Origin of the sequence: Amycolatopsis sp. NPDC051102 (genome assembly GCF_040682815.1) — a bacterium.
Taxonomy (GTDB): domain Bacteria; phylum Actinomycetota; class Actinomycetes; order Mycobacteriales; family Pseudonocardiaceae; genus Amycolatopsis.
Genome location: NZ_JBFBBT010000015.1, coordinates 117434 through 138798 on the forward strand (window position 1 = coordinate 117434; position 21365 = coordinate 138798).

At 69.0% G+C, this 21365-nt stretch carries 20 protein-coding genes; 11 read left to right on the plus strand and 9 right to left on the minus strand.

Going from position 1 to position 21365, the window contains the following annotated elements:
• Nucleotides 1-3 precede the first annotated feature (3 nt).
• The 3 genes from AB0M93_RS33055 (at nt 4) to AB0M93_RS33065 (ending at nt 2588) form a co-directional block, all read left to right on the plus strand.
• A complete protein-coding gene (locus AB0M93_RS33055; RefSeq protein ID WP_364280796.1) occupies nt 4-1197 on the plus strand; it encodes a cytochrome P450 in 1194 nt (397 codons plus the stop codon).
• 36 nt (nt 1198-1233) lie between these two features.
• Nucleotides 1234-1428 (plus strand): ferredoxin, encoded by a 195-nt coding sequence (locus tag AB0M93_RS33060; protein WP_364280799.1) that lies wholly within the window; start codon nt 1234-1236, stop codon nt 1426-1428.
• 134 nt (nt 1429-1562) lie between these two features.
• The gene (locus AB0M93_RS33065; RefSeq protein WP_364280801.1) at nt 1563-2588 is read left to right on the plus strand and encodes a hypothetical protein; all 1026 of its coding nucleotides are present in this window, start codon (nt 1563-1565) and stop codon (nt 2586-2588) included.
• A gap of 175 nt (nt 2589-2763) precedes the next feature.
• On the opposite strand, the gene AB0M93_RS33070 is transcribed toward AB0M93_RS33065, so the two are convergent.
• From AB0M93_RS33070 to AB0M93_RS33085, 4 genes are read right to left on the minus strand one after another with little or no spacing between them, the layout of a single operon-like run.
• Nucleotides 2764-3597, minus strand: a complete 834-nt coding sequence (locus tag AB0M93_RS33070) for a carbohydrate ABC transporter permease (protein ID WP_093948853.1) — start codon at nt 3595-3597, stop codon at nt 2764-2766.
• Nucleotides 3594-4526 carry a sugar ABC transporter permease gene (locus AB0M93_RS33075; protein ID WP_364280805.1) on the minus strand — a complete coding sequence of 311 codons (933 nt, stop codon included), beginning with the start codon at nt 4524-4526 and terminating at the stop codon, nt 3594-3596. The genes AB0M93_RS33070 and AB0M93_RS33075 overlap by 4 nt, the downstream gene beginning before the upstream one ends.
• Nucleotides 4526-5866, minus strand: a complete 1341-nt coding sequence (locus AB0M93_RS33080) for a sugar ABC transporter substrate-binding protein (protein WP_364280808.1) — start codon at nt 5864-5866, stop codon at nt 4526-4528. Before AB0M93_RS33080 ends, AB0M93_RS33075 begins: the two co-directional genes overlap by 1 nt.
• Nucleotides 5853-6857 (minus strand): zinc-dependent alcohol dehydrogenase family protein, encoded by a 1005-nt coding sequence (locus AB0M93_RS33085; protein ID WP_364280810.1) that lies wholly within the window; start codon nt 6855-6857, stop codon nt 5853-5855. Before AB0M93_RS33085 ends, AB0M93_RS33080 begins: the two co-directional genes overlap by 14 nt.
• Nucleotides 6858-6985: 128 nt before the next feature.
• Between AB0M93_RS33085 and AB0M93_RS33090 the strand changes: the two genes are divergently transcribed.
• Both AB0M93_RS33090 and AB0M93_RS33095 read left to right on the plus strand, forming a co-directional pair.
• Nucleotides 6986-7966, plus strand: coding sequence for a sugar-binding domain-containing protein (locus AB0M93_RS33090; protein ID WP_364280813.1), 981 nt, complete (start codon nt 6986-6988; stop codon nt 7964-7966).
• Between the two features lie 129 nt (nt 7967-8095).
• On the plus strand, nt 8096-8776 hold the full coding sequence (locus AB0M93_RS33095; RefSeq protein WP_364280816.1) for a hypothetical protein: 681 nt from the start codon (nt 8096-8098) through the stop codon (nt 8774-8776).
• Here AB0M93_RS33095 and AB0M93_RS33100 read toward each other — a convergent pair.
• Nucleotides 8664-8990 carry a helix-turn-helix domain-containing protein gene (locus AB0M93_RS33100; RefSeq protein WP_364280818.1) on the minus strand — a complete coding sequence of 109 codons (327 nt, stop codon included), beginning with the start codon at nt 8988-8990 and terminating at the stop codon, nt 8664-8666. The genes AB0M93_RS33095 and AB0M93_RS33100 overlap by 113 nt on opposite strands.
• A gap of 68 nt (nt 8991-9058) precedes the next feature.
• Between AB0M93_RS33100 and AB0M93_RS33105 the strand changes: the two genes are divergently transcribed.
• The 4 genes from AB0M93_RS33105 to AB0M93_RS33120 all read left to right on the plus strand — a co-directional run bounded on the left by AB0M93_RS33105 (nt 9059) and on the right by AB0M93_RS33120 (nt 11973).
• On the plus strand, nt 9059-9640 hold the full coding sequence (locus AB0M93_RS33105; protein WP_364280821.1) for an NAD(P)-binding domain-containing protein: 582 nt from the start codon (nt 9059-9061) through the stop codon (nt 9638-9640).
• 114 nt (nt 9641-9754) lie between these two features.
• Complete coding sequence (locus tag AB0M93_RS33110; RefSeq protein WP_364280823.1) at nt 9755-10384, plus strand: hypothetical protein; 630 nt, start codon at nt 9755-9757, stop codon at nt 10382-10384.
• On the plus strand, nt 10385-11338 hold the full coding sequence (locus AB0M93_RS33115; RefSeq protein ID WP_364280826.1) for a hypothetical protein: 954 nt from the start codon (nt 10385-10387) through the stop codon (nt 11336-11338).
• A gap of 2 nt (nt 11339-11340) precedes the next feature.
• Entirely contained in the window at nt 11341-11973 is a 633-nt protein-coding gene (locus tag AB0M93_RS33120) for a response regulator (protein ID WP_364280829.1), read from the plus strand.
• 14 nt (nt 11974-11987) lie between these two features.
• On the opposite strand, the gene AB0M93_RS33125 is transcribed toward AB0M93_RS33120, so the two are convergent.
• Complete coding sequence (locus AB0M93_RS33125; RefSeq protein ID WP_364280831.1) at nt 11988-13025, minus strand: C45 family peptidase; 1038 nt, start codon at nt 13023-13025, stop codon at nt 11988-11990.
• A gap of 82 nt (nt 13026-13107) precedes the next feature.
• Nucleotides 13108-15612: a DUF3516 domain-containing protein gene (locus AB0M93_RS33130; RefSeq protein WP_364280833.1), complete on the minus strand. Its 2505-nt coding sequence runs from the start codon at nt 15610-15612 to the stop codon at nt 13108-13110.
• Between the two features lie 151 nt (nt 15613-15763).
• Here AB0M93_RS33130 and AB0M93_RS33135 point away from each other — a divergent pair, with 151 nt between their 5' ends.
• The gene (locus AB0M93_RS33135) at nt 15764-17023 is read left to right on the plus strand and encodes a primosomal protein (protein WP_364280835.1); all 1260 of its coding nucleotides are present in this window, start codon (nt 15764-15766) and stop codon (nt 17021-17023) included.
• A 429-nt stretch (nt 17024-17452) separates the two neighbouring features.
• Here the strand turns inward: AB0M93_RS33135 and AB0M93_RS33140 are convergent, their stop codons facing one another.
• Together AB0M93_RS33140 and AB0M93_RS33145 are read right to left on the minus strand one after the other, a co-directional pair.
• Nucleotides 17453-18661: an MFS transporter gene (locus AB0M93_RS33140; RefSeq protein ID WP_364281057.1), complete on the minus strand. Its 1209-nt coding sequence runs from the start codon at nt 18659-18661 to the stop codon at nt 17453-17455.
• 101 nt (nt 18662-18762) lie between these two features.
• Nucleotides 18763-19857 carry an adenosine deaminase gene (locus AB0M93_RS33145; RefSeq protein ID WP_364280837.1) on the minus strand — a complete coding sequence of 365 codons (1095 nt, stop codon included), beginning with the start codon at nt 19855-19857 and terminating at the stop codon, nt 18763-18765.
• Nucleotides 19858-20070: 213 nt separating this feature from the next.
• Between AB0M93_RS33145 and AB0M93_RS33150 the strand changes: the two genes are divergently transcribed.
• The gene (locus AB0M93_RS33150; RefSeq protein WP_364280840.1) at nt 20071-21195 is read left to right on the plus strand and encodes a PA containing protein; all 1125 of its coding nucleotides are present in this window, start codon (nt 20071-20073) and stop codon (nt 21193-21195) included.
• The last annotated feature ends 170 nt before the right edge of the window (nt 21196-21365 follow it).

Below are 21365 nucleotides of genomic sequence, written 5' to 3' on the forward strand. Positions count from 1 at the left end.
GCCATGACCGCCGTCCACGAGTTCCCGATGACGCGCACCTGCCCGTTCGCCCCGCCGCCGGCGTACGAAGAGATCCGCGAGGGCGAGCCCGTCTCGCGGGTCCGGCTGCCCGACGGCGGCCACGCCTGGGTGGTGACCCGGCACGAGGACGTCCGGACCGTGCTGAACGACCGGCGCTTCAGCGCCGACCGGCAGCACCCGGACTTCCCGCAGCTGGTCAAGGGCGGGTTCCGGCGCCAGGGCGACGAGCGCACCATGATCACCATGGACGCGCCCGAGCACGGCCCGGCCCGCAAGGCCGTGCTCGGCGAGTTCACCGTGCGCCGGATGGAGGCGCTGCGGCCGCGGATCCAGGAGATCGTCGACGAGCGGATCGACGCGCTGCTGGCCGGGCCGAAGCCGGGTGACCTGGTCGAGACGCTGTCGCTGCCGGTGCCGTCACTGGTCATCTGCGAGATGCTCGGCGTCCCGTACACCGACCACGACTTCTTCCAGACCCACACGGCGAAGCTGATCAACCGCTCGACCTCGCCCGAAGAGCGACGGGCGGCGTTCGACACCATCCGCGGGTACATGGCGGACCTCATCGCCGGCAAAGAGGACAACCCGCCGGACGACCTGCTCGGCCGGCAAATCGTCAAGCTGCGCGAAGAGGGCACCTACCGGCGGGAGTCGCTGGCCGCGACGGGCTTCCTGCTGCTGGTCGCGGGGCACGAGACGACGGCGAACATGATCTCGCTGTCCACCGTGGCCTTCCTGCGCAACCCGGAGCAGCTCGCGGTGATCAAGACCGACCCGGGCAAGACGCTCGACGCCGTCGAAGAGATGCTGCGGTACTGGACGATCGTCGACGCGGCCACGGCGCGCCTGTGCGTCGAGGACATCGAGGTCGGCGGGCAGCTGATCCGCGCCGGCGAGGGAGTCTTGGCGCTGGGGTACTCGGCGAACCGCGACCCACGTGCGTTCGACGACCCGGACACCCTCGACATCGAGCGCGGCGCGCGGCACCACGTGGCGTTCGGCTTCGGGCCGCACCAGTGCCTCGGCCAGAACCTCGCCCGGATGGAACTGCAGATCGTCTTCGACACGCTCTTCCGCCGGATCCCCGGGTTGCAGCTGGCCGCACCGGTCGACGACCTGCCGTTCAAGGACGACGCGAACATCTACGGCCTGTACCGGCTGCCGGTGACCTGGTAGAGACGAACTGCCACCCACCACAGGGAGAGAAGGACCATGAAGATCATCGCGGACACCGGCAAGTGCGTCGGCGCCGGTCAGTGCGTACTCACCGAGCCCTCGCTGTTCGACCAGAGCGAGGACGACGGCACGGTCATCGTGCTCGACGACCAGCCGGAGGGCGAGCTGGTCGAGAAGGCCCGCGAAGCGGTGCACGTCTGCCCCAGCCAGGCCCTTTCCCTCCAGGAGTGACGCAGGGTGTCGTGAGTGGTAAGGCGAGTTAGAACTCGCCTTACCACTCACGACACTTATCCACATCGGTCAGGGTTGTCCACAGATTTGCGGTGCGCTCTCCGCGGGGCGTCTGAAGGCGCCATGGTCGGGACATGCCTCTGCACACACGCTGGTCGGCCGACCGGCTGCCAGACAGCGCCCGCCCCAGCTGGGAACCGCTGCTCGACGCCCAGCACGGCGTCGTCAGCGGCGAACAGCTCCGCTCGTACGGCCACACCAAAGGGGACATCGCGGCCAACATCGGGGCCGGCCGTTGGCAACGCGTGCTACCCAGGATCTACGCGACATTCACCGGCGAGCTGCCTCGCCCGGCCCGCCTGTTTGCGGCCTTGCTCTACGGCGGCGCGAACGCCGTCCTCAGCCACCACACGGCGGCGGAGGAATGGGGCCTGATCCCCTTGGCGGATCGACCGGTGGAGATCACCGTGCCGTACACCAGTTCTGCGATCTCGCAGCGCCCTCTCGTCATCGTCCATCGCTCTCGAGCGCTGCGCTACACGACGCTGGCAACCACACCGGCCCGTACTCGCGGGCCCGACACGATTGTCGATCTGGCGGTTTCGCAGCCGACCTCGCGTGAGGCGACGTTGCTCGTCGTCGACCTGGTGAGCCGGAGCTCGATCCCCGTCAATGACGTTCAGGACTGCCTGCTGCTGCGGCCGCCGTACCGCTACCGTGCCGCCATTCGCCGTGGGCTCGACCTCCTCGCCAACGGGTTGATGTCCGCTCTGGAAGTCGAATACCTCGAGAACGTCGAAGACCGGCACGGCTTGCCTCGCGGCGACCGACAGACGCCGATCGTCGTCGACGGGAAGACCCTGTGGGAAGACGTCACCTATGACGTCCACGGCGCGGCGGTCACCATTCGGCTCGATGGCCGAGCCACGCACGCCACCGGCGGCGTCGCGTTCCGCGACCGTCGAAGAGACAATGCCGCCGAGCTCGCCGGCCGAGCGCGACTCGTCTATGGATGGCGAGACGTTCACACATCGCCGTGCGCAGTAGCAGCAGAGGTGCGCACGATCCTCTTACGCGAGGGCTGGTCCCCCAAGGGCAGCCGAGCGCCGACTTGTCGACATTGCCGTCCATCGCGGTCGTGGGGGGGTGTGGGGGGGTGATAAATGCCGAAGCACACACCAACAACCCCCCCCCAACCAAACCGCGGGGGCCCCACAAATAACCCCCCCGCCAATGGTCCACATCCCCCCCCATCGGGGGGGTTCGTTCCACGCCCAGATCCAACACGCCTTACCACTCACGACAACCCAGCCACCTACCCAACTGGAGGGTCCCCTACTTGACCGCGCCCATGGACAGGCCGCGGACCAGGTGGTTCTGCGCGATCCAGCCGACGATCATCACCGGCAGCGACGCCAGCAGCGCGGCCGCCGACAGCTGGGCCCAGTACAGGCCCTCGCTGGTGATGAACCCGACCAGGAACACCGGCACGGTCCCCGCGCGGGCCGCCGTCAGGTTGACCGCGTAGAAGAACTCCGTCCACGAGAAGATCACGCAGATCAGCGCGGTCGCCGCGATCCCCGGCGCGACCACCGGCATGATGATCTTGCGCAGCAGCGTCGGCAGGTTGGCGCCGTCGATGCGGCCCGCCTCGATCATCTCGTGCGGTACCTCGAGGAAGAACGACCGCATCATCCAGATGGCCAGCGGCAGGTTCATCGACGTGTACAGGATGACCAGCGCCCACACCGTGTCGAGCAGCTCGGTGTTCTGCGAGATCACGTACAGCGGGATGATCGCCGCCACGATCGGCAGCATCTTCGTCGAGAGGAAGAACCCGAGCGCGTTCGACGTGCCCTTCACCGGCGCCAGCGACAGCGCGTACGCCGCCGGGACGCCGAAGAGCAGCACCAAGGCCGTCGACAGGATCGTCACGAACGCCGAGTTCGACAGGTACGGCAGGAACCCGCCGCTCAGGACGTTGCCGAGCTGCTCGAACGTCGGGGTGAAGAACAGCTTCGGCGGGTCGGTGTAGGCGTCCGCCTCCTGCTTGAACGCGGTGAGGATCATCCACAGCAGCGGGAAGACGAACAGGATCGCGATGATCCAGGTCGCGACGGTCAGCGACCCCTTGCCATAAGCTCGCTTGCGCGGGGCGACGGTGGTCATTTGATCCCTCCGCTCACCGAGAACGTGCGGAACATCAAGCGCAGCGCGAAGGTCGCGACGATCATCGTCAGGATCACCACGATCACGCCCATGGCCGACGACTGGCCGACGTCGAAGCCCTCGAACGCGCGCTGGTAGATGTAGTACGGCAGGTTGGTGCTCGCCGTGCCCGGGCCACCCTGGGTCATCAGGAAGATCGCGTCGAAGCTGTTCACGATGTAGATCGCGCCCAGCAGCGTGGCCAGCTGCAGGAACCGGGACAGGTGCGGCAGCGTGATGGAGACGAACGTCCGCCAGCGGCCGGCACCGTCCACATTGGCCGCTTCGAGCACGTCCTTGGCCTGGCTCTGCAGGCCGGCCAGGATGAGCAGCATCATGAACGGCGTCCACTGCCACACGATCTGGGCCATCACCGACGCCAGCGGGAACTCCGAGAGCCAGTCGGTGTCGGTGCCGAAGACGAAGTGCAGCAGCCCGTAGGTCGGGTCGAACATCGTCGTCTTCCACAGCAGCGCGCCGGCCGCCGGCAGGATCAGGAACGGCGTGATCAGCAGCGTCCGGACGACGCCGCGGCCGAGGAACTTGCGGTCCAGCAGGATCGCCAGGCCGAGGCCGAGCAGCAGCGCGACGAACACGCACACCACGGTCAGCAGCACCGTGTTGAGCAGCGCGACCAGGAACGTCGTGTCGCTGAAGACGTCGATGTAGTTGTCCAGGCCGACGAAGTGCCGCGAGCCGGGCCGGACCAGGTTCCACGACTGGAACGAGTAGAACACGGTGAGCAGGAACGGCAGCTGCGTCACCGCGATGACGAAGATCAGCGCGGGCAGCAGCGGCAGCCGCCGCCTGGCCGCGGTGCTCAGGCCCCGTTTCTCTTCGGCTTTCGCATGCGTTCGGGAGGTGGGGGTGGATACGGAGAGCGTGGACATCACTGCACCGCCTTGTAGGAATCGCCCACCGTCTGGGCGTAGTCCTGGGACTGCTTCAGGGCGTCTTCGACGGACTCGCGGCCGGCGATCGCCGCCGACAGCTGCTGGCTCACCCGGGTGCCCAGGTCCTGGAACTCGGGGATGCCGACGAACTGGATGCCGGGGTAGGGCACCGGGTTCGCCATGACCTTCTGCTGGTTCGCGTCCGCGATGCCGTCGAGCGTCGGCTTCGCGTACGCCTTCGCCGCGTCGGCGTACTCGGGAATGGCGTACGTCGACTGGCGGACGCCCGGCGGAACGCGGTTCCAGCCGTAGGTGTGGCCGACCTTCTGCACGTACGCCTTGTCGGTCATCCAGGCCATGAACTTCCAGGCCGCGTCCTTGTCCTTGGCGACCTTCGGGATGCCGAGCGCCCAGGTGTAGAGCCAGCCGCTGGCCTGCGTCTTGACGACCGGCGCCGGCGCATACCCGGACTTGCCGACGATCTTGCTGCTCGACGGGTCCTCGTTGGTGCCCGCCATCACCGTCGCGTCGTACCACATCGCCGCGTTGCCCTGGGTGTAGCGCGTGCCGCACTCGGAGAACCCGGCGCTGGAGGCGCCGACCTCGCCGTGCTCGCGGATGAGGTTGACGTAGAAGTTCGCGGCCTGCGTGAACTCCGGCGAGGTCAGCTTGGCGTTCCAGTCCTTGTCGAACCACTGCGCGCCGAAGGTGTTGGCCACGGTCGTGAACGGCGCGAGGCTCTCGCCCCAGCCGGGCTTGCCGCGCAGGCAGATGCCCGCGACGCCGTTGGCCTTGTCGTCGAGCTTCGCGGCGAAGTCCGCGATCTGCGGCCACGTCGGCTTGGCCGGCATGGTGAGCCCGGCCTTGTCGAAGAGGTCCTTGCGGTAGGCCAGGAACGACGACTCGCCGTAGAACGGCACCGCGTACATCTGGTTCCGGTACGACAGCGACGTCTTGATGCTGGGGATGAAGTCGCCTTCGTCGTAGCCCGGGGTGGCCGCCATGTGCGGTTCGAGGTTCTCGAGCCAGCCGTTGGCCGCCCACTGCGGGGCCTCGTAGTTGCTGATCATGACGACGTCGAACTCGCCGCCCTCGGTGGCGGTCGACGCGGTGATCTTCGCGCGGGCCTGGTTTTCCGGCAGCGACACGAACTTCAGGTCGATGCCGGTGGCCTTCTCGAACTCCGGCGCGAGCGAGATCGCGTCCTTCATCTGCGGGTTGGCCACGATCGCGATGACGAGCGTCGAGTTGCCGGTGCCGATCGAGCCGGCCCCCGCGCAGCCCGTGGCCAGCAGCGACGTCGCCGCGAGGAGGGTGAGGAGCTTACGCACGGCCACCTCCGGGAAGGACCTGCACCTTGAGGCCCGAGCCGCTGCGCATCTTGGCCAGCGCCTCGGGGTACTGCTCCAGCGGCAGGGTGTCGGTGAGCAGCGCGCCGGTGTCGATCGCGCCGGTCGCGACGAGGTCGAGGGCGGCGCCGAAGCTGTGCAGCACAGCCATCGAGCCGACGATGGTGATCTCGTCGTTGTAGATGCGGAACGGCGAAAGCGCGACGCGGGCTTCGGCCGGGGCGACACCGAAGACGAGCAGCCGTCCTCCGCGCCGGATCGAGTCGAAGGCGGCTTCGATGGCGGGCGCGGCGCCGGTGGCGTCGACGGCGACGTCGAACTTTTCGCCGTTCAGGTCGCTGACGTCCTTCGCGGTGGCTACGGCACCGAGGCTTTTTGCCCGTGGCAGCCGGGCTTCGTTGCGGTCGACCACGGTGACCTGCGCACCCGAGCGCTGCAGCAGCTGCTGCATGATCAGGCCCATGGTGCCGGCGCCGACGACGAGGAAGCGTTCGCCGGCTTCGACACCGACGCGGCGGACGCCGTGCACGGCACAGGAAACCGGCTCGACCAGCGCGCCCTGCTCCCAGGTCATCGAGTCGGGCATGCGGTAGCAGTTCGCCGACGGGACGGCGACGAACTCGGCGAAGGCGCCGTCGACGGTGTCGCCGGTGGCGTTCCAGTTCGCGCAGAGGTTGCCGTGGCCGGTTCGGCACGGGCCGCAGTAGCCGCAGAACAGCGACGGGTCGACGGCGACGCGGTCGCCGATCTTCCACTCGCCCGGCACGTCCGCGCCGAGCTCGACGATCTCTCCGGCGAACTCGTGCCCGGGGACGATGGGGTACGGCGTGGGCGGGAAGTGCCCGTCCGCGATGTGCAGGTCGGTGCCGCAGATGCCGCACGCTCCGACCTTGACGACGACCTGACGTTCCCCGGGTTTCGGATCGGGCACCTCGCCGACCCTGATCTCACCGGGCCGGTCGACGATGGCGGCACGCATGCCTTGCCCCTTTCTCGCGCTCATATGAGCAACGCTGATCTATCGCGTCGAGAACATGTGAAGGCATTACAGGTCTGACGTCGGTATTACGTCAACCTTTCGGTTGGATTTCGCGCTATTATGCTCATATGAGCGCTTCCCGTAAGAGTGCTTCGCTGACTGAAGCGATGCTGCTGGCTACCGTTGCCCGGCGCTTCTACGTGCAGGGACGCTCCAAGCTGGAGATCGCCGACGAGTTCGGCGTCAGCCGGTTCAAGGTGGCGCGGATGCTCGACACCGCCATGGAGTCCGGCCTGGTCAGGGTGGAGTTCTCGCTGCCGGCGCCGGTCGACCTGGTGCTGTCGGACGAGGTGCGCTCGGCGTACGGCCTGAAGCGGGCCCTGGTGCTCGAACGCTCAACCGAGCGCGAGCCGAAGGAGGTCGTCCGGGCGAAGATCGGCTCCCTGGCGGCGCGGCTGCTGGAGGAGATCGCGGTCCCGTCGGACGTGATCGGGCTGTCGTGGGCGCGGTCGGTGAACGCGATGACGGAGGCGGTCCGGTCGTTGCCGCGGTGCCCGATCGTCCAGCTATGCGGGGTGCAGGCGGGGATGGACATGCGCGGCCGCTCGGTGGAGACGGTCAGCCGCGTGACCTCGGTGTCCGGCGGCGACGCGTACCCGATCTTCGGCCCGCTGGTGCTCCCGGACCGCCGCACGACGGAGACGCTGCGGCGTCAGCCGGGGATCGCGGAGACGTTCGGCCAGTTCCGCCTGCTGACGAAGGCGGTGGTCAGCATCGGCGCGTGGCAGCCGGGCGAGTCGACGGTGTACGACGCCCTGGACGAGGCCGAGCGCGCGGCGATCGCGGCCCGCGGCGCGACGGCGGAGGTCGCGGCGCGCCTGTTCGACGCTTCGGGCAACGCTCTTTCGACCGGCTTGGCCCACCACGTCCTGGCGATCAGCCACGAGGAGCTGATGGCGGTCCCGGAGGTGATCGCCCTCGGCTACAGCAGGCCCAAAGCCGCAGCGGTGGACGCGGTGTTGCGGTCCGGCATGGTCTCGACCCTGATCACCGACGCCGCCGCCGCGGTGCCGTTGCTGGCGCTGGCGGCGAAGAACCCACCCCGCTGATACTCCCCCGGGAGTACGCCGCCACCGGATTCGTACCGCGCCGGGCGCAATCGGCCGCGGTCCGGGTCGGGGACGAAACCGGGGTCGCGCCCGATGTGCCCGCACCGCCGCCCGGCGAGCCTGGTAGACGTGAAAACTTCCCCCCGCTGGCGACAGGCGGTCGTCTGGCTGCACGTCGTGTCGTCCATCGCCTGGATGAGCCAGGCCCTCGCCCTGGTCGTGCTGATGTCACTGGCCTTGACGAGCCCGGCCCAGGCACCAGCCGCGACCTCGATGGCCGACCGGCTCGACTCCGTCCTGCTCGCCCCGATGGCCAACGCCTCGGCTTTCACCGGCCTGCTCCTCGCCGGCGCCACGGCGTGGGGCTTCTTCCGGCACTGGTGGGTGCTGACCAAGTTCGGCCTGACGTTCGTCCAGCTCTACGCCGGGATCTTCCTGCTGTCCCCGGCGCTGCGGGCGTCCGCGGACACCGCGACCGCCACGTGGGCGCAGGTCGCGGGCACCGCGCTGATGGCGAGCGCGCTGGCCTTCCAAGCGTGGCTATCGGTTGCGAAGCCGGGAAAGCGGACGCCGTGGTCGCCGGCCGCGAAGCCCCCGACCGCGCCGACGTGGGTGTTCGCCGCGGGGGTCGGCGCGCCGGCGGTGGACGTCGCCGCCGGGCTCGCCGTCGGGTACCCGCTGCCCGCGGTGGAGCTGGTCATGCTGATCGTGCTGCTCGGCTTTGAGCGGCGACGACGTCGTCGCCGTGCTCGGCAGCCCAGCGCCCGAAGCCCTCGATCGGCCCGAGCAGCGTCTCACCCAACGGCGTGAGCGCGTACGCGCCTTCGCGTCGCTCGACGAGACCGTCGCACTCCAGGCGCCGCACGGTTTCCGTAAGTACTTTGGCGCTGATTCCCCCGATCGTGCGGCGCAGGTCGACGTGCCGCTGCGGGCCGTGACGCAACGCCCAGACCACAACCGGGTTCCACGTGTTGGCGACCAGGTCGAACGCGAGCCGCGTCCGGCAGTCGGCGAGGAAGTCCATGGTTACCGATCGGTTCCTTCCGGGGTGCCTACCGTCGTTCTGGTACCAGCCAAGCACAAGGAGGACGCATGCGGATCGGGATTTTCGGCACGGGCGGCATGGCGGACGCACTCGGAACGCAGTGGGCGCGCGCCGGCCACGAACTGATGGTGAGCGGCCGTTCCGACCCGCGCCCGTTGGCATCCCGGCTCGGCGCGGCGACCGGAAGCCGGCGCGAGACGGCTGCCTTCGCCGACGTCCTGCTGCTGGCCGTACCGGCGTCGGCCATCGGCGAGGTACTCGCGCAGGCGGGCCCGCTGGCCGGGAAGGTGCTCGTGGACTGCAGCAACGACCCGGCACTGACGGGCACCCCGGTGGCGTCCCGCATCGACACGGAGGCACAGGTGGTCAAGGCGTTCAACCTGGCCCACGTGGACATCTGGCGCATGACCCCACCGGCGTTCGACGGCCGCCCGCTATCGGTCCCGCTGTGCGGCGACGACCCTTCGGCGGTCGAGGCGGTGAGCACACTGGTCCGCGACATCGGCGCGCGGCCGGTACTTGCCGGCGGTCTCGACCGCGCGGCCCTGCTGGAAGCCACGGCGGCGTTCGCCATCGGGCTGTGGTTCGCCGGGGAAGACGCCCAGGCGATCCTCGCGCCGTTGGGGTGAAACCGGTCGGGCCAACTCCTCTGCGCGATCACGAAACATTCCCCCGCACAAACGCGACCTAGGAGGCAACAACCGGGCACGACTACCTGAATCTCCGAGGAGCCCCTTCGAAGAATGATCATTCAATGGTGCGTCAAAGGCATCCACCTGCCGAATGACGATGCAGCGAAGGAGCTGATCGACAGCGGAGGTGGTCTGCTGTGCAACTGGTGGCGAAACGTCCACCGCATCAGCCCGCCGGAGGTCAGAGACAAGCTCACCCCGGCGAACATCAACCGGCACGTCAACCACTTCACGGCCCACGACCCCGCGACTGGCAGTCCGTTCTGCGAAAACAGTCCGTTCATCTCGCTCTCGGCCGGAACTGTGGAGCGGGACGCCGTATCGGCGACGAATTTCGTGCACCGAGCCCGGAAAACGGCGCTGTGGTTCGGCACCCAGTTCGGCAGGCAGGACTACGCCTACCTCTACACCTGCTGGGTCCTGCTCGCGCCCCGCACGGCGGTCGGCATCGAGGGGGTCGCCGAAGAGGTGCGGGACCTCAACGTCTACCGGCGCTATTCGGCGTACCAGACCGAGGGCGAGGTCGCGGCGAAGGTCATCGTGCCGGACAACCAGATCAGCAAGTGCGAAAAATGGGAGCTCAACGGGCGCACGCGGAGGTGGTTCGACCTGGCTTGGACGCAGTCCAACCCGCGGTTCACTCCCCCGGAGATCCTGACGAACGTCCGGGAGCTGATCTGAATGGCGAGCGAACACCTCGAGGCCCTCGGACTCGATCTCGAGCAGGTCCGGACCACCCTGCGTTTCCACGAAGCTTACGCAGAAACCGCGCTGCGAGAGCTGGAGTCAGAAGCTCCCGTGGACGAAACCACGGCCTTCACCTTGCGCGCCGACGCTGCAAGCGCGCTGCGAGAAGCCGGTCAGTGGGCCTTGCTGCTGGATCCGGTGGCGGCCCGCCGGCACCTTCGGCGTTCGGGTGGCCTCTTCCTCCGGCTCGGTCAGGCGTTCGGGCTGTACCTGGGGATCGTGGCCGATCGATCGCGGTACGACGTGGACCCCGTGATGCTCGCACGAGCCCTGCGAGACGCATCCGGCTCGCGCGAGGAGAACTCGCCGATTGCCGATGTCCCCGATCCCATGCCCGACATTCGACTGCAGCAGCAACAGCAGGCCTACCTGGTCCTGGCCGCCAGCGGGATCGCGAACAGCGTCGACACCCTCTCGACTGCGCTACCTGTCAACCGAGCGGAAGACGTTCGATTCGATCCGCTCGCGAGCTCGCTCGGCGAGATCTTGGAGTCCTCTCCGCACCGCACCGGCGTGCTGCCCGTGGGAAGCCTCGGCACCCCGATACACCGGTTCTGGGCGGTGGCCGAGCACCTCTTCCACCGCCGTCCCGGCGATGTCCGGGGCATCGCCCGGCACGTCGTCGCGATGTGCCGCACTTACGAAGAGACCATCCGCCTCGCCCAGACGAACACCCACCTGTGGCGCAACGGGGCCGCCCCGGTGGACATCGCCGACCTCGACATCGCCGGGATCGCCGCGCTGACCACCAGGAGTTTCGGCGAAGGCGCGCTGACCGAGGCGTTGGCGGAGATACCGGGCGGCGACCTCGGCCCGCTCAGCCGGATCCCCGTCGAACTGGGCACGGCTCTGGCAGCCGGCCCCGACGACCGCTTCTCCGGGAGGTAGTGGTGAGCTCGAACCTCGTCGTGCTGGTGCTCGGCCTCATTCTGGCTTCCGGCCTGATCGCGCTCCTGTGGCGTGGGCAGGGAGGTCCCACAGCCAGTACGTTGAAGCTCTCCTTGTCGAACATCTTCACCATGGACCTGAGTCTTTCTCCTGCGAACACAGCCAAAGCCGAAGAGGCCGCCCTCGAAGCGACGAAGGTCAAAGGGCAGGGAGCCGTCCGGCCCGACTTGACCTCAATCGGGTCGACCAGTGCGCTCGCGCGAGTGCTGTGGGTGGACGACATCCCGGAGAACAACATCTACGAAACCCTCGCGTTGGAACGCCTCGGGAAACTCGTGACGGTGGCGACATCGACCGAAATGGCACACATCTACCTCAGTCAGCTGGACTTCGCCGTCGTGATCACCGACCTCCACCGCGACGGAGACCCGCGGGCCGGGGCCGATTTCATCCATGAGACGAGGGCGGCCGGCAACACCATCCCCCTCCTGGTCTACACCTCGGACGCGGTCGCGGCGCAGGCAGACGAACGGCTCGTGGCCGAAGCGGACGCCGTGGTGGACGCCCCGGAGGACCTGCTCAAGGCGGTCGAGTCCCACGTCGTCAAGAGGCACGCCGGGGTGTCGGTGCGCTGAACGCACCGGCCGGTTCAGCGCACCGCGTCGACGTTCCCCGACGCCAGGTCGGCCGCCGAGGCGTACAGCGGCTCGCCTCCCCGCGGGACCAGCGTCACTGCTCCCGAAGCCAGGTCCGTCACCAGCGTGCTCAGCGTCACCAGCTCGTCGCCACCCTCGGCGTTGCGGTGCACGTCGTTCGTCAACGTCGACACCAGCCACTTCGCGTCCGGTGCTGCCGGTGCCAGGTGCGCGCACACCTCCGCGCGGGCCAAGCTCTCCTCCGAGGCCGAATCCAACGAAGGCGAGAGCCGGCGGAAGTGGTTGGTGTGCCAGGAAAGTCCACTGGCCACAGTGGTCACCGCCGTCTCGTGGCCGGCCTTCTCGACCACCGTCACCCCCGGCGAGCCGACCTGGCCCATCATGTACGCGAAGCCGCCCGCCGAAGCGTGGGCCCGCAGCACCGAAACCGCCGCCGTCAAGGAAGCAGCACGTTGCGCGGTGCGCGCCACGAAGTGCCGGCCCGCGCACGGCGACGGCGTCACGACGTTGACGCTGTCGATGCCCCACACCAGGCCGTTCGTCGTCACCGTGAACGTGTTCGCCGGCAGGAACCCCGGGTACCACCAGACGCACACCCCCGGCTCGCCGTCGATCAGCAGCGTCAGCAGCCGGCCGATGCCGTCGAACACCGGGGCGCCGTCCTCGTTGTGGCCTAGCAGCCACGGCGCCCACGCCAGGTCCGTGCAGCCCGTTCCGTCGCCCGCGCCGAGGTCGCCGCGCAGGTTGGCCAGCAGGAGGTCGTCGAACGGCACCCCGGCGCCCTCGGCCAGGGCCGTCAGCTCGGCGTACGCGTCCGGGTGCTCCACCTGGGACGCCGATTCGATCGCCCGGAACAGCACCGGTGACCGCCGGGCCCGCGCGGTGACCGGCCATGACGGCAGGCCCGCCAGCACGGTCCGGATGTCCGCCGCGGCGTGCGCGCCCAGCGCCCGGAAAGCGGCTTCCCGGGGACCGCTGACGACCGTCCAGCGCACGTTGCCGATCCGGTGCTCCCGCACTGTCGCCACCATGCGCTCACGATGACTGACCAGTCAGGAAATCGCAACAATCAGCGCCATCCGGGGCTTCGCCACCCGGAACCCCGAAGGGCAATCAGTGCGGGCCCACACCGGTCACCCGGACGACCGCCATCCCGGCCTCGTCCGACGCGGCCAGGTCGACCTCGGCGCTGATGCCCCAGTCGTGGTCGCCGGCCGGGTCGTCGAAGATCTGCCGCACCTTCCACACCTCCGGCTGCTGCTCGATCAGCAGCAGCGCCGGCCCGCGCGCGTCCGGGCCGGTGCCGAGCGCGTCGTACTCCTCGAAGTAGTCCGCGATGGCGTCTTCCCACGCCTCGGCGTCCCAGCCGGACGCCGCGTCGAGCTCGCCCAGCACGTTCCACGCGCGCCGCGCGAACAGCTCGACCCGGCGGAACAGCTCGTTGCGCACCAGCACGCGGAACGCGCGCTCGTTGCGCGTGACAGCCGGCGGCTCGGACGGCGGCCGCGTCGAGACCGGGCCCTCCTCGGTGGGGTGGCGCAGCGCCTCCCACTCGTCCAGCAGGCTCGAGTCGACCTGCCGGACCAGCTCGCCGAGCCACTCGATGAGGTCCTGCAGCGCCTCGGTCTTCGCCTCGTCCGGCACCGTGTGGCGCAACGAGTCGTAGACGTCGGTGAGGTAGCGCAGCACCAGCCCTTCGGACCGGGCGAGCTGGTAGAAGCCGATGTACTCGACGAAGTTCATCGCGCGCTCGTACATGTCGCGCACCACGGACTTCGGCGACAGCTCGTAGTCGGCGACCCACGGGTGGCCCTGCCGGTAGCTGTGGAACGCGCCCTGCAGCAGCTCTTCGAGGGGCTTCGGGTACGTGACGTTCTCGAGCAGCTCCATCCGCTCGTCGTACTCGATGCCCTCGGCCTTCATCGCGTTCACGGCCTCGCCGCGGGCCTTGAACTGCTGCTGCGACAGCACCGGCCGCGGGTTGTCCACTGTGGATTCCACAACGGACACGACGTCGAGCGCGTAGCTCGGCGACTCGAGGTCGAACAGCTCGATGGCGGCCAGCGCGAACGGCGAAAGCGGCTGGTTGAGCGCGAAGTCGAACTGCAGGTCGACGGTGAGCCGGATGATCCGGCCCTGTTCGTCCGGTTCGGACAGTCGTTCGACGACGCCGGCGGCGAGCAGCGCGCGGTAGATCGCGATGGCGCGCAGGATCAGCTTGCGCTGCGACGGCCGGTCCTCGTGGTTGTCCTCCAAGAGGTGGCGCATCGAGTCGAACGCGTTGCCCGGCCGCGAGATCACGTTCAGCAGCATCGAGTGCGTCACCTTGAAGCTGGACGTCAGCGGCTCGGGGTCGGCCGCGATGAGCCGGTCGAACGTGCTCTCGGTCCAGTTGACGAACCCCTCGGGCGCCTTCTTCCGGACGATCTTCTTTTTCTTCTTCGGGTCGTCGCCCGCCTTCTCCAGGGCCTTGGCGTTCTCGACGACGTGGTCGGGCGCCTGCACGACGACGTAGCCGTCGGTGTCGTAGCCCGCGCGCCCGGCCCGGCCGGCGATCTGGTGGAACTCGCGTGCCTTGAGGTGGCGTTGCCGGACGCCGTCGTACTTCGTCAGCGCGGAGAACACGACCGTCCGGATCGGCACGTTGATGCCGACGCCGAGGGTGTCGGTCCCGCAGATCACCTTGAGCAGCCCGGACTGGGCCAGGGTCTCGACCAGCCGGCGGTACTTCGGCAGCATGCCGGCGTGGTGGACGCCGATGCCGTGGCGGACCAGCCGCGAGAGCGTCTTGCCGAAGCCGGCGGCGAACCGGAAGTCGCCGATCAGCTCGGCGATGGCCTCCTTCTCGGCCTTCGTCGTGACGTTGATGCTCATCAGCGTCTGCGCCCGCTCGATGGCCGCGGCCTGCGAGAAGTGGACGACGTAGACGGGCGCCTGGCCGCCGTTGAGCAGCTCGGACATCGTCTCGTGCAGCGGCGTCAGCGCGTACCGGAAGGTCAGCGGCACCGGGCGCTGCGCCGACGTGACGACCGCCGTCGGCCGCCCGGTGCGGCGGGTGAGGTCCTTCTCGAAGAAGGACACGTCGCCCAGGGTCGCCGACATCAGGACGAACTGGGCGTTCGGGAGCTCCAGCAGCGGCACCTGCCACGCCCAGCCGCGGTCGGGCTCGGAGTAGAAGTGGAACTCGTCGGCCACGACCTGCCCGACCGGGGCGTCCGCACCGAACCGCAACGCGATGTTCGCCAGGATTTCAGCCGTGCAGCAGATGATCGGGGCATCCGGGTTGACGCTGGAGTCGCCGGTCATCATCCCGACGTTCTCGGCGCCGAAGATGTCGATGAGCTGGAAGAACTTCTCCGACACGAGCGCCTTGATGGGCGCGGTGTAGTAGCTGCGGCGGCCCTGGGCGAGCGCGGTGAAGTGCGCGCCGACGGCCACGAGGCTCTTCCCGGACCCGGTCGGCGTCGACAGGATGACGTTCGCCCCGGAGACGACCTCGATCACCGCCTCCTCCTGCGCCGGGTACAGCTCGAGGCCCCGTTCGGCCGTCCAGGTGGAGAAGGCTTCGAAGAGCGCGTCGGGGTCGGGGTCCGCAGGCAGGAGGTCGGTGAGAGTCATCAGGCCCCCATCGTCTCATCCGCTCAGCGCAAAGTCGGCAGGGGCGATCGCATCGCGAGTGCGAAACCCGTAGGCTTCGCGGTACCGCGCATGGACTGGAGCATACTTCCGGTCTCGCGCGCACACGGGCGGTAATCCGGAGGGCTTAGGAATGGCACAGGACATCATCCCGATCGAACTCGGGCTGCCGCAGGGCGACGTCGTCACCCTGTGGGCCCCGCGCTGGCGGGAAGACGGCGAGGAGTGGGAAGCGTTCCTCGGCGACGAGGACGACCTGTACGCCTTCCCCGACGCCGCTCACCTGGCCGCTTTCGTCCGCACGTCCGAGCGGCACGACCTGCTCGACCACCCGGCCTGGGACGCGGTGCCGTCGCTGAACGTGCCCGAGCTGATCCCGGACGAGGACCACACGTACGACCTCGTCGGCGTCCCGGAGCTCGTGGCCGAGGAGCCGGACGTCTGGCACATCGCGGAGCTGGCGGAGATCGTCGGCATCGTGCGGTCGCTCGCCGACGTGTGCGACCTCGAGGAGGTCCACGAGATCCTGGACTCGACCGAGGGCTTCTCGCTGCTCGACCAGGGCACGCTGCCGTTCACCGGGAGCGTCGGGGTGCAGGTGTGGAACGACCTGTCCGAGACGGTGTCGCAGAAGTGGGACACCGTGCTCGACGCGATCGACGGCCTGGTGACCCAGCCGGAGGTCGACGAGAAGGTGCTGGAGCAGACGGCCGAGGAGCTGGCGGCGTTCCACGAGGAGTCCGCGGAGGCCGAGGCCGGCGCCGAGGGCGAAGAGGACCTCGAGGCGCTGTCCTCGGAGGACGACTCGGACGACGAGGACGAGGACGAGGGCCCGGTCGGCTTCTGGGCCGAGGTCGGCATCGACCCGATCAAGATCATCACGTCCGGCGCGGAGTACTACACGCTGCGCTGCTACCTCGACGACGCCCCGGTGTTCCTGGGCAGCGAGGGCGAGATCGACGTGTTCACGTCCCCGGGCGCGCTGGCCCGCGCCCTCGCCGACGGCAAGGACCTGGCCGACACCGACCTCGCCGAGGTGTCCACGTGGGACGAGGTGCTGGCGAAGGCGACGGCGGGCGAACTCGAGATCGAGGTCGACCCGGAGAACACGTACGTGCTGACGGGCCTGGACGCGGACATCGCGGAGGGCCCGGAGGCGCTCGACCCGACCCAGCTGGAGCTGGCGGTCGAGCTGATCACGGACGCGGCTGAGTGGGCGGACGACGACTCGGCGGAGACGGCGCTGGCCTCGAACGAGAGCCTGGGCTGGCTGGTGTCGTTCGTCCTGCGCCCGGACCCGGACCGCCTGGAGCCGTCGGCGCCGTTCGACACCGAGCAGAGCGCGTGGCGGAAGCTCGTGGAGACGTTCGAGAACCGCCTGACGGTGGCTTGAGGGTTTCACGTCCCGAAGGCCGCCTCCCGCGCTTGGGGAGGCGGCCTTCGCCGTGTCGTCCACAGGGTGGGCCTGATGTGGACAGCTTGGGCCGCACTTCGTTCGATGAACGGTTTCCGTCGTGGGCGGCCGATACGCTGGACCCGGGGGGCGCCCCCGCGGGCCGGGTGAAAGTTTCAGCTCGTCGGCCTGGTCGCCGGCTCGCGAACCTGGGCCGTCGGCTCGCGCATCCGGAGGGTCGGCTCGCTCACCTGGACCGTCCGCTCGCGCACCCGAGCGGTCGGCTCGCGCACCGGGCAGTCGCCTCACGCACCCAGACGGTCGGCTCGCGGGCTTAGTGCGGCATCACGCGTGATCCGGCAGGCATCACGCGTGATTGGCGGGGCATCACGCGTGACTGGCGGGGCATCACGCGTGATTGAGCGGGCATCACGGCTCGGGGTGTTCTGCGCGGACCGGGACCACCAGTACCGCCAGGGCCGGGAACACCGCTGCCACGCAGAAGGCCAGTGCGTACCTGCTGTCGCCGATCACCAACCCCAGCAGCGGCGGTGTCAGGGAGGCCGCGACGTTCTGGGCCGTGTTCTGCGTGCCCATCGCGCGGCCCGACCACGCCAGGCCGGCCAGCTCGGCCGAGGCCGTGAAGCCGAGGCCGTTGTCCGCGACCGTGATGATCCCCGCCAACGCGAGCGCCAGCAGCACCAGCCACGGCCAAGAGGCGTCGCCCAAAGCGACCAACAGCATCACCAGGCAGCTCAAGACAGCCAGCTGCCGCATCGGGCGCAGGCGGCTGCCGACCCGGTCGGACCACCAGCCCGACCCCAGCCGGCCCAAGGCCCCCAGCACCTGGACCGCCGCCAGGTACCAGCCCGCCGCCAGTGCGCTCCAGTGCTGCACCGCCACCAGGTACACCGGCGCGAACGCCGACACCGCGAACTGCGGCACCACCAGCAGCGCGCTCGCCCCGTGCACCCGCCACAGCGTCGCGTGCCGGTACGGCGACGGTGGCTTGTCCCCCGAAGCCGGCCGCGACGGGCGCGGTGGGTCCGTCACCAGCCACGCCACCAGCAGCGCCACGGCGATCGCCAGCCCCGCCGGCAGCAGCACCGCCGCCCGGAAGCCGTAGTGCGCCGCCAACGGCGGCAACCCCAGCGCCGCGACGCCGACGCCGAGCGGCTGGGCCGTCTGGCGGATGCCCATCGCCACGCCCCGCTCGGACTTCGCGAACCAGCCCATCACGACGCGACCGCTCGCCGCGTTCACCGAGGCCGTGCAAGCGCCGGCCGTCAAAAACACCCCAAAGAGGAGCCCGACCGGGTGAGTTCCTATCCCGGCGTACACCAGGAGTAACCCCGAGGCGCCCAGGCCGAGGGCCATGATGACGCGCTCTCCGTAACGGTCCGCAGCCGCGCCCCACACGATCAGGGTGAACAACAGCCCGATGCTGGGCGCTGCGACGACCGTGCCGGCCTCGGCCAGCGTCAGCCCCTCGGCGGCCCGCATGGCCGGGACCAGGAACGGGATGCCGTAGAGGAAGGAACAGCTCGCCGTCTGCGCCGCGAGGCCGAGCGCGAGGATGAGCCACCGCCGCGAACTCGCCTGCACCTGCTCACCCGCACCGCCCGCGACCTGCGCCATCTTCGCCACCGTCTCAAAATATGAGAAGTTATTCCTACATGGTGAACGATAGTTGGCACAGCTAAGGACCGCAACCAGGTTGCGGTCCGAAGCGGGGAGGGTCAGGCCAGGGCGGCGTACCCCGGCTTGATGACGTCGTCGATGAGCGAGATCCGGGCGTCGAAATCGATGAAGGCGGATTTCATCGCGTTGATCGTGAACCAGCGGAAGTCGTCGATACCATAGCCGAAGGTCTCGTGCAGCGCGGCGAATTCGCTGGTCATCGTGCATCCGCTCATCAGCCGGTTGTCCGTGTTCACGGTCACCCGGAACCGCAGCTTGGCGAGCAGGCCGATCGGGTGCTCGGCGATCGAGCCGACCGTGCCTGTTTGGACGTTCGACGTCGGGCAGATCTCCAGGGGGATGCGGCGGTCGCGGACGTAGGCGGCCAACCGTCCAAGGTGGACCGTGCCGTCCGCGTCGGTCTTGATGTCCTCGGCGATGCGCACGCCGTGTCCCAGCCGCTCGGCGCCGCAGTGCTGAATCGCTTCCCAAATGGACGGCAAACCGAAGGCTTCTCCCGCGTGAATGGTGAAGTGCGCATTGTTCTGCCGCAGATATTCGAACGCGTCGAGATTGCGGGTCGGCGGGAATCCGTCCTCGGGTCCGGCGATGTCGAACCCGGCGACGCCGGCGTCCCGGTAGCGGACGGCGAGGTTCGCGATCTCGAGCGCCCGGGCGTGCTGGCGCATCGCGCAGAGCAACGTCCCGATGCGGATGCTGCCGCCGTTCGCGGCCACGCGCCGGGTGCCCTCCGTGAACCCCGCCTGGACAGCCTCAACCACCGCATCGAGTGACAGACCGCGTTCGACGAACAACTCCGGTGCGTAGCGCACCTCGGCGTAGACGACGCCGTCGGCGGCCAGGTCTTCGACCGCTTCCGCGGCGACCCTGACCAGCGCTTCCTCCGTTTGCATCACCCCGCAGGTGTGCGCGAACGTCTCGAGGTAGGAAACGAGTGAGCCGGAGTCGGCCGCTCGGCGGAACCAGCTGCCCAGCTCGGCCGGGTCGGTGGTGGACAGACCGGCATAACCGGTCGCGTCGGCGAGCTCGGCGACGGTGGCCGGGCGCAGGCCGCCGTCGAGGTGGTCGTGCAGCAGCACCTTGGGTGCGCGGCGGAGTGTCTCGATGGGCAGAACAGGGCTTTCGTCAGGCATCCCCCAACGGTAACCTCGTTGTCATTCCCCTACATGGCCGTAACTCTCAGGCTCGGGCTAACCCTCAGCGTCGAGGATCATGTGCCGAATCGGCCATCCGGGGGCAGCCTCCGCAATAGCCTCTTCACGGGGGCCATACAGACAGCAATTTTTGCAATCGATAAGCTTCGTGGCACGTCCCTCCATTTCCCCGCCGACGAAGGACACACAGCAGTGACCACTGACAACCACATTGCCGCCCCGTCCTTCGACCGGATGCGCAACATGCTGGTGCGCGCGGCCGAAGTGCGTGAGAGCGAGCAGCAGCAGATCTTCGACGCGCTCGACGACATCTACGCCCGCCTCGCGCCGGTGGACTCGCTGGGCGCGGTCCGCAAGCGGCTGTCCGAGATGCCCGACCGCACCGAGGTCAGCGTCCTGGCCGAGCGCCTCGACGAGACGATGTCCCGCCTCGAAGCCCAGGACAACGCGCTCGCCGCGCTGACCCGCGCCGTCGAGAGCATCGTCGACAAGCTCGCCAAGCCCTTCGCGCAGCTCGACGGCCGTCTCGACGGCGTCGCCGCGCGCTTCGAAGGCGTCGCCGGCCGGATGGACGGGCTCGAGGACAAGCTCCAGAACATCCACCGCCGGCTCGACGAGCTGGGCGGCCACCTCGACAAGCAGGACGCGAAGCTCGACTCGCTGCCGCAGTCGGTGCACGGCCCGGTCCGCGAGCGGATCGAGCAGGCCGAGTCGACGCTGCGCGACCGGGTCGACCACGCCGACCACGAGCTGCGCGGCAAGGTCGACGAGCTCAGCCGCGTCACGCAGGAGCGGGTCGGCGAGCTGGGCCGCACGACGCACGAGCGGATCGACGCCAACACCGAGGCGCTCAAGGTCGCGCTGACCGAGACCGGCGAGATGATCGACGCGTCCGACCGGCTGGAGAACCTGGGCAACCGGCTCGAGACGGTCACCACCCGCCTCGACGACCTGGCCTCCCGCCTCGACAAGGTGGAGGACGGCTTCCTCTCCGGCATCGGCGACCTCGACGGCGCGCTCAAGGCGGGGCTGTCGAAGGTCGAGGGCACGCTGTCGAAGCAGCCGGACACCGACTCGGTGGACACGCTGGTCCGCAGGAGCAACGACGAGAGCGTCCGCCGCATCGGCGGCCAGCTCGACGAGGCGATGGCGACGTTCGCGGAGCTGATGCTCGGCGGCGGCCCGGCGGTCCAGCAGATCGCCCCGCCCCCGCCGGCCCCGCGCCAGCCGCGCCGCAGCTCCCGCAACGGCCGCGCCCCGAAGCCGGCCGACGCCAAGGCCAAGCCGGGCGAAGGCTCGGAAGAAGCCACGGAGTAAGCAGGCCACATGAGAAGGCCCCCGCCGGGATCCGGCGGGGGCTTCTTCATGCTCGCAGGGGGAAGGCGGGCCTCCGCCCCCCGTCTTCCAGCTTACCGAGCACCACCGACAGTTCCGGGTGGCTCGGCTTCGATCACCGCGGGAAGCAGCCGACGGATTCACTCGATCGA